Annotated in this window: 15 protein-coding genes; 1 reads left to right on the forward strand and 14 read right to left on the reverse strand. The window is 46.4% G+C overall.

All coding sequences use genetic code 11. The features are described from left to right. Positions 1 to 87 precede the first annotated feature (87 nt). A complete protein-coding gene (locus tag ACETMN_RS26245) occupies positions 88 to 1,284 on the forward strand; it encodes an AI-2E family transporter (RefSeq protein WP_091020423.1) in 1,197 nt (398 codons plus the stop codon). Here ACETMN_RS26245 and ACETMN_RS26250 read toward each other — a convergent pair. The 14 genes from ACETMN_RS26250 to ACETMN_RS26315 form a co-directional block, all read right to left on the reverse strand. Further along, on the reverse strand, positions 1,263 to 3,074 hold the full coding sequence (locus tag ACETMN_RS26250) for a peptidoglycan D,D-transpeptidase FtsI family protein (protein WP_411735343.1): 1,812 nt from the start codon (positions 3,072 to 3,074) through the stop codon (positions 1,263 to 1,265). The genes ACETMN_RS26245 and ACETMN_RS26250 overlap by 22 nt on opposite strands. Positions 3,075 to 3,196: 122 nt before the next feature. Further along, on the reverse strand, positions 3,197 to 5,494 hold the full coding sequence (locus ACETMN_RS26255) for a methyl-accepting chemotaxis protein (RefSeq protein WP_223199762.1): 2,298 nt from the start codon (positions 5,492 to 5,494) through the stop codon (positions 3,197 to 3,199). Positions 5,495 to 5,728: 234 nt separating this feature from the next. Beyond that, positions 5,729 to 7,057 carry a peptidase U32 family protein gene (locus ACETMN_RS26260; protein ID WP_411735344.1) on the reverse strand — a complete coding sequence of 443 codons (1,329 nt, stop codon included), beginning with the start codon at positions 7,055 to 7,057 and terminating at the stop codon, positions 5,729 to 5,731. 17 nt (positions 7,058 to 7,074) lie between these two features. Beyond that, a complete protein-coding gene (locus ACETMN_RS26265; RefSeq protein ID WP_411735345.1) occupies positions 7,075 to 8,004 on the reverse strand; it encodes a peptidase U32 family protein in 930 nt (309 codons plus the stop codon). A gap of 14 nt (positions 8,005 to 8,018) precedes the next feature. After that, a complete protein-coding gene (gene mltG, locus ACETMN_RS26270; RefSeq protein WP_411735346.1) occupies positions 8,019 to 9,059 on the reverse strand; it encodes an endolytic transglycosylase MltG in 1,041 nt (346 codons plus the stop codon). 76 nt (positions 9,060 to 9,135) lie between these two features. Continuing rightward, on the reverse strand, positions 9,136 to 9,450 hold the full coding sequence (locus ACETMN_RS26275) for a DUF1292 domain-containing protein (RefSeq protein ID WP_047844066.1): 315 nt from the start codon (positions 9,448 to 9,450) through the stop codon (positions 9,136 to 9,138). Beyond that, positions 9,451 to 9,750 (reverse strand): DUF1292 domain-containing protein, encoded by a 300-nt coding sequence (locus tag ACETMN_RS26280; protein WP_017686820.1) that lies wholly within the window; start codon positions 9,748 to 9,750, stop codon positions 9,451 to 9,453. It abuts the gene before it with no gap. 12 nt (positions 9,751 to 9,762) lie between these two features. Continuing rightward, positions 9,763 to 10,179, reverse strand: a complete 417-nt coding sequence (ruvX, locus tag ACETMN_RS26285; RefSeq protein ID WP_062835871.1) for a Holliday junction resolvase RuvX — start codon at positions 10,177 to 10,179, stop codon at positions 9,763 to 9,765. Beyond that, positions 10,124 to 10,339 carry a hypothetical protein gene (locus ACETMN_RS26290; protein WP_411736456.1) on the reverse strand — a complete coding sequence of 72 codons (216 nt, stop codon included), beginning with the start codon at positions 10,337 to 10,339 and terminating at the stop codon, positions 10,124 to 10,126. The genes ruvX and ACETMN_RS26290 overlap by 56 nt, the downstream gene beginning before the upstream one ends. After that, complete coding sequence (locus ACETMN_RS26295; protein ID WP_036616950.1) at positions 10,308 to 10,568, reverse strand: IreB family regulatory phosphoprotein; 261 nt, start codon at positions 10,566 to 10,568, stop codon at positions 10,308 to 10,310. The genes ACETMN_RS26290 and ACETMN_RS26295 overlap by 32 nt, the downstream gene beginning before the upstream one ends. A gap of 242 nt (positions 10,569 to 10,810) precedes the next feature. Next, positions 10,811 to 13,441 (reverse strand): alanine--tRNA ligase, encoded by a 2,631-nt coding sequence (gene alaS / locus ACETMN_RS26300; RefSeq protein ID WP_411736441.1) that lies wholly within the window; start codon positions 13,439 to 13,441, stop codon positions 10,811 to 10,813. Between the two features lie 435 nt (positions 13,442 to 13,876). Further along, positions 13,877 to 14,944 carry an AI-2E family transporter gene (locus ACETMN_RS26305; protein ID WP_411735347.1) on the reverse strand — a complete coding sequence of 356 codons (1,068 nt, stop codon included), beginning with the start codon at positions 14,942 to 14,944 and terminating at the stop codon, positions 13,877 to 13,879. A 294-nt stretch (positions 14,945 to 15,238) separates the two neighbouring features. Next, positions 15,239 to 15,448: a hypothetical protein gene (locus tag ACETMN_RS26310; protein ID WP_017686815.1), complete on the reverse strand. Its 210-nt coding sequence runs from the start codon at positions 15,446 to 15,448 to the stop codon at positions 15,239 to 15,241. A gap of 10 nt (positions 15,449 to 15,458) precedes the next feature. Further along, positions 15,459 to 15,980, reverse strand: coding sequence for a PRC-barrel domain-containing protein (locus ACETMN_RS26315; RefSeq protein ID WP_017686814.1), 522 nt, complete (start codon positions 15,978 to 15,980; stop codon positions 15,459 to 15,461). Positions 15,981 to 16,119 lie beyond the last annotated feature (139 nt).

Here is a 16,119-nt window from a genome sequence, read left to right on the forward strand (position 1 = left end):
ACTTTTCTTGAATCCTGTTTTCCCAAAAAGATAGCTATCGTGTACAATAAATACAATCTAATTATTGCCATCAAAGGAGCCATGTCCATGCTACCGCTTTACAAAAAATACGGGCGAACTGTCTTTGACATCGCGTTGCTCGTATTAACCGTGTATGTGATCATGTACGGTTTCAGTCAATTATACCATGTGGCTGCACCGGTCTTTCTATCATTCATTGTGTATTGGATGATTGAACCGCTGGCCAAATTTTTACATCGCAAAGGATTGCCCAAGACACTTGGGGCCGCAATCTCTGTCTTGTTGTTTCTTGCATTAATTGTTGCTGCCTTTTTTGGGGTAGGCTTGATTATCATTTCACAAATTTCCAATCTTCAAGATAATTTCCCCGTATACATTGAAATGATACAACGTGAATTCACCAATCTGGTGTTATTCATTCAGGACAAGTCAGATGCTCTCCCTGATGGAGTTATGGAAAAAGCGAATGATTATTTTGCAACACTGACCGGGTTCCTGTCCAAATGGGTAACGAGCGGAGCGCAATTCGTCGTAGGCTTCCTCAGTTCGTTCTCATCGTTTATTACGAACTTCGGAATTGCGATTATTCTGGCCTTCTTTCTCAGTATTGAGATTGAATCCTGGCGCAAGTTCGCCCGTGCGAAGACGCCCAAAACATTAAAGTTAGCTATTGAATTCATGCGTAATCACGTGTTCAAGACAATCCGCTCGTATTTGAAGGCACAGATGATCATGATGCTCATTACGTTTGTATTGATTTATGCAGGTTTGTTGATTTTGGGAACCTCTAATGCCTTTACCATTGCAGCAGTCTGTGCCGTTTTTGATCTGGTACCATTGCTTGGCGTTCCTGTTGTGTTTATTCCATGGATCGTCTACTTATTCATTATTGGCAATAGCAGCCTGGCGATTGGCCTGATTGTGATTCTGGCAGTGACGATGCTGACACGGCAGTTGCTGGAACCGAAAATATCGGGTAACTCGATTGGTGTATCTTCGGCGTACTTGATGCTTTCGTTTATGCTGATCTCCCTGTCGATCTTTGGCCTGGCTGGTGTAGTGTTATCTCCAGTGCTCCTGATCCTTCTGAAAGAACTGTTACAACAAGGGTACCTGCAAAAGTGGATTCACCTGCCAAAAGATGAATTTGAGTCCTCTCCATTAGTAATGGACCCACCCGTTAATAAGGCCTCATCCAATTCTGCCGAATCTACTGTACAACGTCCCGTTCCTGCGAAGAATCATGAGGACTCAGCCAAGTAGTCCATCACCTTCCTGAAGAGTGCCGTCGCCTGATGTTGGCTGTCAGGAGAGACATTTTGAACAAGAACAGCTACAGCATATTTGGGTTGTTCTACTGGTCCATAACCAATGAACCATTGATTGTTGCGCTTCTCTCCATGTTTCTGTACCTGAGCTGTACCTGATTTCCCTGCAACATGCCACCGCGCAAGCTGCAGGGATTTTCCTGTTCCCTCACGGACTACCTTATTCATCCAGGATAACAGTTTATGCGCTGTTGCGGGAGCAATCTGTCCTGCGGCTGAAGGTGAATCATGCAAGGGCATCTCCAGCATGGTGCCACCATCCGCATATCGGATACGTTTAACGAGACGTGGGGCACTAACCTTTCCATCATGTAACAATGTAACGATCAGATTGGCAGCTTGCAGCGGTGTGACCAAGACATCGCGCTGACCGATTGCTGTCTGTATTTTCGCACCTTCATCAGCACCAGTAACAGCCTCTGTTCTCACACGCCCTTGATCCTCATGATCAAAGTGTCGTAACACGGGCATTCCTGCCATCTGCTTCCCCTCCCAGCCAATCGGACGCGCGAGTCCCAGACGATCAGCCGTGTTCTCCAGTTGTTCCATACTAAGCCTGCGCGCCGTTTCCGCAAATACGATGTTGCAAGACTCAGCGAATCCTTGCTCCAGATTCAGGTTTCCATGCCCATGCTCCTTCCAGCAAGACAGCCCATATCTTCCGTACTCACCACCGCAATGGAATTCTTCTCCGTTAGAAACCGCATGGTATTCCAACGCAGCGGCCGCAGTGACAATTTTGAAAATGGAACCCGGGATGGCTCCCTGTACTGCACGATTTTCCCAGGCCGATTGCTTGGGGTTAACATGTTGTGGCTGATAGAAAGGGCGGGAGATCATGGCGCGAACATCTGCGTTAGCGGCATCTAACACAACAATGGCCCCTTCTTGTAATCCAGATTCTTGCATCAACTCCTCCAACCCACGCTGTAACTTAGCATCCACAGTGGTTTCCACACGTAAAGGATAATGGCTATTTGCTGGTGCAATGACGTGCGGCTGAATATCAGGGATAATCTCTCCACCCCCCGAGACCATGCGTGATAGAAGCGTAGGGCCAATTCCCCTTAACAGCGGTTCAAGTGTCCTCTCCAGTCCAGCTGCTCCTGATTTCATGGCAAATGGCTGTTTTACTTCATCCTGATGCCCAGTTAGAACTTTGGAGGACTCAGGCTGTTCAGCCAGATAACCCATCCACTGCATTCCTGTATGCCCCTGAAGGTACCTTGTCATCATCGGATAGATGCCAGCTCCCTGCAGGTGCAAACTACGTAGGCGCTCCACCTGAGCAGCGTTCAAATGAACAGGCTGATGTGTACCTGCTGTCCAGAAATGAGGTATACTTTCCTGATTCCATTCCTTCTTCAATTGATCCGGATCGGTATGTAATATAGTTGCCAACTGTATCATCTCGGAGCCTTCTAATGCCCCTTGCTTGCGCAATTTCTCTAATGGCACTGCCTGTGGAAAAAGAACCAGTCCCCATTGCAGCTTACCAGTCAACGCCTCACCCTTGTAATCCGTAAATTGTCCCCGCCCCGGGTCAAGCATCACCCCGCGTTCACGCTGCAATACAGACATTTCACGTACCGTTCGGTCAAATCCAGGCATCGTCTGATTCACCTGAACGATCTGAACCCATCCCAATCGTAATATAAGTAATCCAAAGACAAGAGTTAGAAGAATACAAGTTATATAGATTCGCCGTTTCGCAAGGAGATGCATCCCAATCTCACCTTTTGTCGTTTTGACATATTATTGCTGATATGGCTTGGAATTATCCGGTAAACAAAAAGAGAACCTGTCCCATGTGTGGGACAGGTTCTCCTCATTTCAACCTTGACTTGTTACACCGTGAAGCGTGACAAGGTTTCTTTCAGTTCAGTAGACACATTCTCCAGTTTGCCAGACAGATTGACCAGCTGGTTACTGATATTCTGCTGTTCACTGCTCAAGGAAGCTACTTCTTGGGACGTTGCAGAAGATTCTTCAGCTACAGCGCTGACATTGCTCATGGCTTCAGACAATGTACCTTGAGATTTGTTCAAATCTCCAATAGAACCTGTCACCATGCCCAGACGTTCCACAAATGCACCCATCTGTTCCTGCACGGAAGCAAAGATGACGTTGGTGTCTTTAACCGCATCCATCTGTTCCTTGAATAACGGATAGGCTGCAGACAAAGCATCCACGGTCTCATTCATTTCGGTCATGATTTTGTCTGTGATCTCTCCAACCATCTCAATGGATTGTCTGGATTGAGCCGCAAGCTGACGAACCTCATCAGCCACCACCATGAATCCACGTCCGGCTGCACCGGCACGTGCTGCTTCAATGGTTGCATTCAGGGAAAGGATATTTGTCTGTTTCGTTATGTTTTGCAGCACTTCAAGCACTTTCAGAACAGAAGACGTACTCTCTTTCAGCGAATCAACCTTATTCACCAGGGCACCAATCATTTCTTCTGTCTTCTGCGTTTTGGTCATCAACTGATTCAGATGTTGTGTTCCTGTCTGACTGGACTTCTCTACATGACGAGCAGAATCACCCATCTGTTCATTAGCAGCGATTACACTCTGCATCTGACGAGAGATATTGTCCGTTAATTCATTGCCACGTTCCGCTTCGGTTGCCAAACTGCCTGCACCGCCTGCGATCTCTTCTGTAGCTACGGCAATCTCCGAAGCAGACACAGCCGTTTTCTTGGATGCGCTGCTCAGCTCAGAGGCCGTATCCAATACTTCCTGCGCAGAACGATTGGTTTGTTCAACCAGCTTAGTAATCTGCTCCATCATCAGATTGAAGGCGGTCGAGAGCTGACCAATTTCATCCTGGGAGCTATATGGTGTACGAACTTTAAGATTACCCTTCGCACCTTCCTGCATCAGGTCTTTCAATTTGCCGAGTGGACGAGCGATCATACGCACCATCCAGATCCCGATCAATACTGCAATCCCCGCATCAATCAGCGCCATCCAAAGGGTCAGAGTCAGAATTCCTTTTGCGTCCTGAACCAAAACAGAGGTAGGTATCATACCAACCAGTTTCCAATTGGATGTATCCATCGTACTGTATACAGCCAGCATTTCCGTAGATTTGCCATCTACCTTATACTCCGTATTCGTACTACCTGCTGGTTCGGTCAACTCTTTGACAAATGCAAGCTCTGTTTCTTGTCCTGTACGATCCGAGATGGAGGAAGCAACCACTTTATTATCAGGAGCAATTAGTTGAAGAATAGCTCCTTGCCCCAGATCAAGCGATTTCAATTGTTCCTCCAAAACTTCCAGTTTCAGTTCAATAACCAGAACATACGACTGAGTAGTCCCCTGCAAGTTTTTCATGGAACGTGCAATTTTAAACGTTGGCGTTGAGCCACCTTCTTTGACCTCTGTTGGAAGCCAGCGATAACCGCCCGCCTCAATTAACTCACTGTACCATGCTTCCTGGCGAATGCTGCCCATGGATGAACTGTTGCTGCCGGTACCCATAATGGACTTTGTATCGTCCGTAGGTACCAAATAAATCGCTTCCATAGATTTATTTGTAAATGCAACATTGGACAGTTGCTTGTTGATTGAACTTGAGTTCACGAATGTATCATACGCAGTCAAATTCGTATCTGACATTTTTTGTAGCAAGGACTGCATTTCCGGATCAAAGAAAATCTGTGTGGATGTATCCACAAATCTCTCCAAAATGATGTCCATTTTTTGTTTGGTCTGATCAATGGTCTCCTGATTGGCACGCGAGGCATTTTTCTCTATCGTACCTTTGGCCTTCGAATAGGATAATAGACCTAAACTTACTACAAAAATCATAATTCCCGCAAAAAAGATCAAGAACAGTTTAACCCCTACGGATTTAACCGGATTTGCCTTCTTAATCTGTTGGAAAGAGGAACCTCCAATGTTTTTCCAATCCCGGTTTTTAAATTGTTTCTTCACCCAATCAGTCTTGATCCAGCCCAGTTTGAGCTTGCTGCGGTCAATCTTAAACATTTTTTTGCCACTGCCTGTTGTTTTGCTTTTGACTACTTTTTCTTTCTTCACTTTCTTCACTTTCTGAACCTTCTCAGGATTAACCTGCTCGGCTTTTGTCACTTGCTCCCCACTGTCTTCCTGCTTCTTTTGAACCAATCCCATTCACCTGCCAGTAATTTACTTGTTAGATTTTTCTTTCTCTCCCCTATAAATATGTAGTATTCGACAGCTTTCTTCGTTCCCCTTTCACTTCCCAGAAATATTTTACAACTTTATTCCTATTTTTCTATAAAAAAAAGACCCCCATCTGCCGATAAACGGAGGTCCCCATGTAAATTTCATAACACTATGTTGTTAAATCCTAATACAATATTGACACATCGTAGGTATTTGAGCCTACTTCTTTTTTCTCATCATATCGAAGTACGAAACCGGTTGATCTACCTTCATTTTAATCAGTTGCAACGGGTGACGAGCAGCATCTAGAACATTGCCTGCTTCATCCTGTATTTCACCGACGACCTGTTTGAAAAAGTGACCTCCCGGACCGAAAAATTCGATTTCCTGTCCTGGTTTGAAATGATTGCGCTGTTGAATGGTTGCCATTCCTGTTTCAGCATCATACCCCATGACCAATCCAGCGAAGTCAAAAGGTACAGCCTTTTCTTCCGGTTCATAAATATGATCTTCATGGTCTGGTGTATCATAGAAAAATCCGGTATTCAGCGGGCGATTCGCCGCTTTGTTCATTTCTTCAACCCATTCAGGTTTCAGAACATAATTTTCCGGGTCTGCCATATAGGCATCAATAGCTTGACGGTAGACGTTAACCACAGTTGCCACGTAGTGGATCGATTTCATACGTCCTTCGATCTTGAAACTGTCCACGCCCACATCAATCAACTCTGGGATATGGCCAATCATGCACAGATCCTTAGATCCCATGGAGAATGAATTGTCCTGTTCCTGGAATAGGGGAAGCTGGTTCTCACCCAGTTTGAATGGTGCAGGTGCCTGCATCTGCAGGTCCTCTTCACTAACCCACACCGTATCTTCTCTCGCATCTTCGAACAGATCATACTTCCAGCGGCAAGACTGGCAACAGCCACCCCGGTTGGAATCCCGATCCGTAAAGTGATTGGAAAGAACACAACGGCCAGAATACGATGAACACATCGCCCCGTGAATAAAGGCTTCAATTTCAATATCCACATTAGCCTTGATCTCTTCAATCTCTTCGAAGCTGGTCTCACGTCCGAGAACAACACGTGGAAGTCCTTCATCTTTCCAGAACTTCACGGCTTGCCAGTTGAGTGTGGATTGTTGAGTACTTAGATGTACCTCAAGGCCTGGCACAGCCCGAAGGGCTACTTCAATAATAGCCGGATCGGCTACGATGATCGCAGATATTCCCGCATTATAAAGGTTTTGGAGGTATGTTTCGATACCCTCAACATCCTCATTATGTGCATAGATATTTGTCGCTACGAACACTTTGGCTCCATACTTTTTGGCAAACTCCACACCTTCACGCATCTCTTCAAAGCTGAAGTTATCCGCGTTGGAACGCAGACCATAGGCCTGTCCACCGATATACACGGCATCTGCACCATAATGGATTGCAAATTTCAGTTTTTCCAGATTACCCGCCGGAGCTAGCAGCTCCGGTTTGTCCAGACGGTTACGTTTACCCGAGAACTTCCGCTGTACCGCCACTGTTTCCATTCTGTTCACCTCGTTTATTAATACACTTGTTCTTTATAGAAAAATCCAAACGACAATTCACGTTCAGGATCCTGTAACTTCCGCACCTCAGCGAGCCACTCTTCAGAGAACGCATATGCATCAGCATCGGCTACATAACTGTCAATCGCTGTCCGATATGCACGTACAACAGCTTCATTGTAGGCAAGTGATTTTAACATACCTTCAATTTTGAAACTGTGCACACCCGCCTCCATCAACAGATGGAGATCTTCGAGGATACATATATCCTCAGAGCTCATAATGTGTGTGCCATTAATGTCCTCATAGATCGGGAATTTCTCATCCCGGCGTTCAGCCTCAATCAGGAACAATCCCCGCTCTTTGCCCAGATGTCCCTCAACCGGCCGCCCTTGATGAGCCATGTAACTTTGCACCAGACTGCGCTTCGAATGATAAATATTCGTCATACCATGCACCTGAACCTGAGCTTCCACCTTGAGAAAAGGAACCATTTCCGTCAACTCGTCCATATTCAACTCACGGGCAAGTACAACGCGACTCGCTCCTTTGGTTCCCCAATAGTTGGCTGTCGCATAGTTCGTTGAAGTCATCTCCGCATTCCAGTGCAGCTCCACATGTGGAGCGTATTCCTTCATGGTAGCCAGCACGGATGGATCATTAAACTCCACACCATCAATACCGATTCTGCCAAGTGCTTGAACATATTCAGGCAATTCTTTCAACAGTTCGTTGGACATCAGATTAGTCATGGATACATACACACGCGCCTGATGTTTGGCTGCAATGGCAACCACGTCTGCTGTCTCTTCCACGCTAAAACTGCCTGGAAGACGCATGCCAAATCGATCATCTCCAATGACCAGAGCATCTGCTCCAGCCTGGAGCAGCACTTCTGCCTCTTTCACATTCGCTGCTGTAACGAGCAGTTCATGTTTCTTACTCATATAATCCCCTCCGCTTATTGCGCAGCCTTACTTTTGGCTATATTTTGCTGGTGTTCCTTATACGTTTTGGCAAATAGATGTCCAGACGAGCCGTCCTTTTTCGTCACATAGAACAGATACTCCGAAGCTTCCGGATTTAGCGCTGCTTCAATGGACGGAAGGCTTGGACTGGCAATTGGACCTGGTGGCAAGCCTTTGTTCAGGTACGTATTATAGGGACTTTTCACCTTTAGATCCTTGAAAAACAATCGTTCCTTCGGTCTGTCGAGCAGATATTGCACGGTAGCATCAATCTCCAGCTTCATATCCTGATTGATCCGATTGTAGATTACACCTGCAACCAGAGCACGTTCCTCGTCCACTACAACTTCTTTCTCCACGAGTGACGCAATCGTCAGCAGTTCATGCAGGGAAAGGTTCTTTTCCTGCAGCTTGGCTTCCAAATCAGGGATAGAATTGATCTTGGTTTGAAATTCTTCCAGCATCCTTTGCATCACATCATGCGTTGAACTTCCTTTTTTAAGTTCATACGTCTCCGGGAACAGATACCCTTCCAATACGTAGCGAAGTTCTTCATCCACTGGAATATCTTTGAGGATATCTACGTCGAAGGCAGACGGATCATTAGCCAGCTTGATAAATTCATCCCGATCGACAACATGCTCATAAGAAAGCTTACCCGCCATTTGCAGAACGTTATAACCCTCCGGAATCGTAAATTTCACCATTTCTTCCGGTACAACTTCACCACTACTCAGCTTGCTAACAATCTCATCATATGTCACGCCAGGATTCATAGAATATGTACCCGCCATGAAATTAGAACCTAGTTTCTTCCACTTTAAATACCCTTTGAAGGTTAACCCACTTCGGATGAGGCCTTCTTCTTGAAGCTGATCCGCGATTTTCGAAGTTCCCGATCCGCTCTTAATCTCGAATACGACCGGTTCTGTAGAAGCTTCCACAGGACGCATCATACTCCATACGTAACCGCCTGCGCCTCCGGCAAGAACTACAATGATAAGCAGTATGACTACAATTGCTTTCCCTTTCAAAAAAGAAACAACTCCTTTACACAACCAAAAAGAGCGGACTTCTCCGCCCTCCCGGTTTCTTCAATTTGAAGCTGATTTAATCTTCGTCAATGGGGAGTGTACACTCATCATACAGTTCCGAGATGTTCTCCCACTCATCATCATCGTCGATCGTAACTAACTCTGGCATGATCTGGTCTTCACTTCCAGGTGATACCCGCAGAAGTTCAACCTCGTCATAAGGTCGCAACGAACTGCGGAGCACCGCGTACTGCTGACCGTTCACTTCGAACTCAGCCAACAAGTCATACGGTTGTGATTTACCGTTCTCTTCCTCGAGCTCAACATGAGCACCGAATGCCAGACGCAGTGAATCTGTCCATTTCAGGTCTTTGCGGCTATATTCCGTCATTTAGTTCGCTTCCTCTTCATCTTCAGCAAGAAATGTATTAAACGTCTCCTCGACGATATCCCATTCGGCATCATCTTGGATGACGAAAAGTTTAATATCGTCGCCCTCTTCTTCATAACGGAATGCATATACATCCGTTTCGCCATCTTCAGGTTCAACCGGAGCAACCATCATGTACTTGGCCTCCGAACCATCTACTTCAAACTTCATGATGACTTCAAATTCCTCTTCATTACCCTCGTCATCCGCAATGTAAATAATTTCCGCTTCTTCTTCCATACCCAGTTGATCTTCAGCCATTGTTGATCCCCCTCACCTTCTACTATTGGCATCCAAATAATTTTGCAAAATCAAGCTTGCGGCCATTTTGTCCACAACCTGCTTGCGTTTTTTCCGACTGACATCCGCTTCGATCAGCGTACGTTCTGCTGCCATGGTTGTCAGCCGTTCATCCCAAAGGTGAACAGGTAAATTCAGTTCATCCCGCAGGCGTTCGGCAAAAGCAATGCAGATCTCACCGCGCGGTCCTACGGTGCCGTTCATGTTTTTGGGAAGTCCGACTACGATCTCACTAATCTCATGCTCACGCACAAGTTCGGCGATCCGAGCGAACTCGCCTTCATCACGGCGGCGTTCTAGCACTTCCAATCCCTGGGCAGTCCAACCGAAGGCGTCACTCGCGGCAACTCCGATTCTTCGGTCCCCATAGTCCAAACCTAATATTTTCATCCATGCTCTCCCATCCTGGGGCCTGCTCAGGTCGATTACAAATAATCGCCTTCTCAAGCTTCAGGCTGTCTTCTGTCGGTTCATTTTCCGCTGCCTGCAAGGCTGCAACACAGCGGAAGCGGCGTACATTACCGGTGATTGGCCAGATAGGAACGTACAAGCTCTTCAATCAGCTCATCGCGTTCCTTTTTACGGACCAGACTACGTGCGTTGTTGTGACGAGGAATGTATGCCGGGTCTCCGGAAATCAGATACCCAACAATCTGGTTGATCGGATTATACTCCTTATCGACCAATGCATCATATACCGTGAGAAGAATCTCTTTGGAGGATGCTTCCTGTTCGTCACCTTTCACATTAAATTTAACCGTCTTATCCATGGAGTCCATTGATGACACCTCGCTCCTGCATGAACATGGGGACCATGTCCTGCCGAATTGATTTCTGTTTATATAATAACATATTCTGACTGCCACAAGTAAACAAAGGATAAGGCAATTGTGTTTTTTGCTTGTCCTTTACTGGCTTCAGCATAATGCATCATTCGATTCCACACGCTCTCGGGTACAAAAAATAAACGAACAGAACCATTTCGATTTATTTTTTGACGATTGAAAGCCGCTCAATGGATTTATGCATTATGCCCGCTAACCAGCGAAACCGCCAGTTTCAGCGCTTCATCCAGCTTGGTCGCATCCTTACCTCCGGCTTGCGCCATATCTGGACGTCCACCGCCACCGCCGCCGCATACTGCTGCGACTTCTTTGACGATTTTGCCTGCGTGTAATCCTTGTTTTACTTGTTCAGCAGGTACTGCTACAACAAAATTCACTTTACCGTCCGCTGGAGCACCCAGTACGAGTACCGCGTTAGGCAATTTTACTTTCAACTCATCTGCCACTGTACGCAGCGCATCCATGTTCGGAGCATCTACGCGTGCTGCCAGCAACTGTGTATTTCCTGCTTGTACCACTTGATCCGTCAATTGACCAGCTTCCATGGCACTCAGCTTGCTTTGCAGGGATTCAGTCTCTCTGGCTGCTTCTTTCAGTTGTTGGTTCAGACCTTCGATCCGTTTAGGTACATCAATCACATTTGCTTTGAGCAGTGCTGCTGATTGTTTAAGCAGTTCCAACTGGCTTTCCACATACAGATATGCGCCGCGGCCAGTTACAGCTTCGATCCGGCGTACGCCGGAGCCAATTCCGCTCTCGCTCACCAGTTTGAAGATTCCAATCTCTGAAGTATTATTTACGTGACAGCCGCCACAAAGTTCCAAACTGTAGTCTCCGACTTGAACAACACGTACAATATCACCATATTTTTCGCCAAACAGGGCCATTGCACCCATTTCTTTAGCTTCATCAATAGCTTTCAGCTCGATGTTCACGTTCAGACGGTTCCAGATCTGTTCGTTCACCTGACGCTCAATTTCTGTCAACTCTTCCGGCGTAATACTGCCGAAGTGAGAGAAGTCAAAACGTAGTCGCTGTGGCTCTACGAGCGACCCTGCCTGGTTTACGTGAGTTCCGAGCACATCTTTGAGTGCCTTGTGCAGCAAGTGGGTGGCCGTATGGTTTTTGATAATGTCGCCACGTTTTGCTGAGTCTACCTCGGCATTGATCACATCGCCTACACGCAGTTCACCAGACTCCACAGTCACCAGATGTACATGTTGTCCAAGTGGAGCTTTGAACAAACCTTGTACTTTCGCTGTTACACCAGCACCTCGCAGCAAGCCCTGATCACTCACTTGACCGCCACTTTCCGCGTAGAACGGAGTCTTGTCCAGAACAACCTGACACGTCTGTCCTTCGCCTACAGATTCAACAAGGGCGTCACCATCTACGATGGCTACCACTTTTGCTTCCGTCAACAGGTCAGTATAACCAACAAACTCGCTTTTAACCTCCAGGTCAGCAAGTGGTCCGCCTTGGACTTTCATGCTCTCGTTCTCTTGACGTCCAGCACGTCCAAGCTCACGTTGTTTCTGCATGGAAGCATCAAAACCTTCACGGTCCACAGTCAAACCATGCTCTGCAGCATAATCTTCTGTCAGGTCAAACGGGAAACCGTACGTATCATACAGTTTGAAAGCTTCAGGTCCGCTAATAACTGTGCGTCCTTCGGATTTGGCTGTGCCGCTGATATCAGCCAGAATAGCCAGACCATCTGTGAGAGTTTCGTGGAAACGCTCTTCCTCGGTTTTGATTACTTTGGCGATGAACTCCTGTTTGTCCACTACCTCAGGGTAGTACATGCCCATCACTTCACCAACGGTTGTTGTCAGTTCATACAGGAATGGACGGTCAAGTCCAAGCACTTTTCCATAACGAACTGCACGGCGAAGCAATCGACGGATGACATATCCACGTCCTTCATTACTTGGCAGAACGCCATCACCTACTGCAAAAGCAACCGTACGGATATGATCGGCAATGACTTTCAGTGCAACATCAATCTCTACGCTGTCGTTATATTTCACACCCGCAAGAGCGGCTGTTCTTTGAATCATCGGTTGGAACAGGTCTGTGTCGAAGTTGGAATCCACATTTTGCAGAATGGAAGCAAAACGCTCCAAACCTGCACCTGTATCAATATTTTTGTTAGGAAGCGGTGTGTAGCTGCCGTCCTTGTTATGGTTGAACTGGGAGAATACCAGGTTCCATACTTCCAGGTAACGTTCGTTTTCCCCACCTGGATACATTTCAGGATCACTCATGTCGTTTCCGTAAGCTTCGCCGCGGTCATAGAAGATCTCGGTACAAGGACCACATGGGCCTTCGCCGATATCCCAGAAGTTTTCATCCAATTTAATGATACGCTCAGCAGGCAGTCCTACTTTTTCGTTCCACAGTTTGAAAGCTTCTTCATCTTCCGGATATACCGTTACTGAAAGACGTTCCGGATCGAATCCGATCCACTCTTTGCTGGTCAAGAATTCCCACGCCCAAGTAACCGTCTCTTCCTTGAAGTAATCTCCAATAGAGAAGTTGCCAAGCATTTCGAAGAACGTATGGTGACGACGCGTTTTACCAACATTCTCGATATCATTGGTACGGATACATTTTTGGGAGTTCGCTAGACGCGGGTTCTCCGGCTTCTCACGTCCGTCAAAATATGGTTTGAGCGGTGCCATACCTGCATTGATCCACAAAAGAGAAGGATCGTTGTGAGGCACGAGCGATGCGCTCGGCTCGATTTTGTGACCTTTACTTGCAAAAAACTCTATCCATTTGGACCGGATTTCACTGGCTTTCATACTGGATGCCCCCATTAAATTATAATAGTCCGTTGCGTATTCGCTCCGGTTGGTCAACATTGCTTTTGTAAAAATAAACACAAAAAACGCCCCTGAATAATCAGGGACGATGTTATCGCGGTACCACCCTGGTTATTGCTGTTCATCCCTTGCTGCCCGGACAAACAAACAATCTCCTCGTTCATGCGAAATAACGGTCGCTCCCGGCAGGGTTGTCCTGCACTCCGAAATTAGCTTTCCGCCGCTTCATCTTTCAAGACTCTTCCAGCCATCAGTTCAGGCTCACCCTGATCCGATGAAGTCTATTCTCTGAGGAAAGGAACCCTCGGCGTACTTTATTTCATCATCGATTTCATGTTCTAAATATACACACTCATTATATCGGTAGCACAAGCGGGTGTCAACGCGGCTTCCTTGAAGATCTGCCCCTACTATTTAGTCGGTCCTTCGTTTGATGTAATAGGCGAAAAAGTGTTGCACAATCACCTTCAGGACGGCAAAAACGGGTACTGCCAGAATTAAACCTACAATGCCTGCCAGTTCACCTCCGACGAGCAGTGCAAATATAATCGACAGTGGATGCAGATGCAACGTACGTCCCACCACCTGAGGAGAAATAACGTTGCTCTCCAACACCTGGCACAGTGTATTCACAATGACAACAAGCAGTACCATTTTAAACGATACGGTTGATGCCATGACCACAGCAGGAGCAGCTCCAAGGAACGGCCCCAAGTAGGGCACAATGTTAAACACAGCTACAATGCTTGCAAGCAGCAGGGCATACGGCATATCAATGATGATATAACCAATGTAGGCAAAGATACCAACAATGACACAGACAATAAACTGTCCCCGAATGTAGTTCCCCAGTGCAGTATCGATCTCTTTCATCACCGAGACAATCGCTTTACGACGTGAACGCGGAAGATACGCCACAATGGTGCGCTCAAACACCTCAAAGTCTTTTAACATATAAAAGATCAGAAATGGCACGATAAACACATTAAATAACACATTAATAGTCGCCCCGATATTGTCCATGAGCACGGTAATTCCCTGAGTTAGTCGATCCTCCATCTGAAAAAACCAACTGTTCATGCCTGTTCGCACACTTGGCGGCATTAATTTGTGATTCATATTGTTCATCAGGCTCTGTGCACGCATGGATAGTTCCGGCATATGCTCGTTGAGTTCCCCCAGCTGTTCAATCAGTACCGGAATCACATTCATCAGAATGACACCGAGGCAGGTCAGGAAAAAGGCATATATGAGTAGTACCGCAATCGTACGCGGCACCTTGCGCCCTCCCAGCATGCTTACAATCGGATTAAGTACATAGGATATGATAAGGGCTACGATAAAGGGTGCCAGCACTGTTTTCAGGAACGCATATAAGTGAAGCAGTAAAGGCCGCAGCAGCCATATAAAATATAAAATGATCAATCCGAGCAGCAGCCAGATCGCGTAACGGAACAGCTTGTTTTTGGTTAATTGCTCCACTTGCATCTCTCCTTTTGGACTGGCTCTGAGAGTCAGTATATGTAGGAAAGGTAATATTTATTAACACAGCGCAGAAGTGGAAAGGAGCAATCCGAACATTTTTTCTTAAAACCAAAAAACGCCTCCTTCATCAGAGAAGAAAGCGCATTTTGCAGTACGGGTTAGCATATAATCATACATACACCAGCCGAACCACTATGTAACCGCATCTATATACATCTGCCAACAATTAACGACAGCCTCCCATGACAGACATTGTCATGAAACCGCATATAGAGGAAGTTATCCTGCTTATTAAGAAGAAGCGTGAAGATGAGGGAAGTCTTGTGGCAGCTCGTCCCCGAAAAACAAATCATCCAGGGAGCTCAGCGTACCGTCTTCTTCCACCTGATATACAGACATTTTCTCACCGTTCACCGTTAATTCGATAAAGCATCCCCAGCAATAAAACTGGTGGGAACCAATTTTCCCGATATCTTTGGAACTACAGTTTGGACATTTCATATTCATTCACCTATCCATTAACAGAATGAATGGCATTTTCCAAGCGTTGTTCACTCAGAGACGGCACCATAATGGCACTTTCCCCGATGGACATATCGCTTGTACATGGCAGCCATTTGCGGCCCTCGATCAGATCGGACACAAAACCGTCCGTAATTTCAATCCCTATTATTGTATTTCCCAACTCTTGGTCAAAATAAACATCGGAGACACGCCCAAGCAGCAAACCTTCTTCGGTGAGCACGGACATCTCCTTCAATTTAGACCGACCGAGGAGGTACGTGTATTTTATGTCGTCGGCTCCCGTCTTGCGGACAGCCTGTTGATTACGGATCATGACGGCATCTTCGCCGTAGGCAACGATATCTTGCCACTGCACGATTTTGACATGATTGGTAAACAGACCTTTGTTCTCAAGCTCAATGCCTTCGATCTCCCAATCATCATTCACAATGAAATCCTGGATTTTACCGACCTGCTTCCCGTCCTCAACATCAAAAACGGCAAGTCCGATCATTTCCTGAAGCTTCATCGCTGGGTCCCCCTCATCTTCTTATCATTAAATAGGCGCGGCGCTATTGCTAGGTATGCCCAAAGTTGATGAGTGGCAATCAGACGCCGGTCATCAAAACCGCTTCTATCCAACCGATGAAATGGAACTTCTTCCCTCC

It is taken from the genome of Paenibacillus sp. M2 (genome assembly GCF_046713495.1).
GTDB lineage: Bacteria > Bacillota > Bacilli > Paenibacillales > Paenibacillaceae > Paenibacillus > Paenibacillus amylolyticus_B.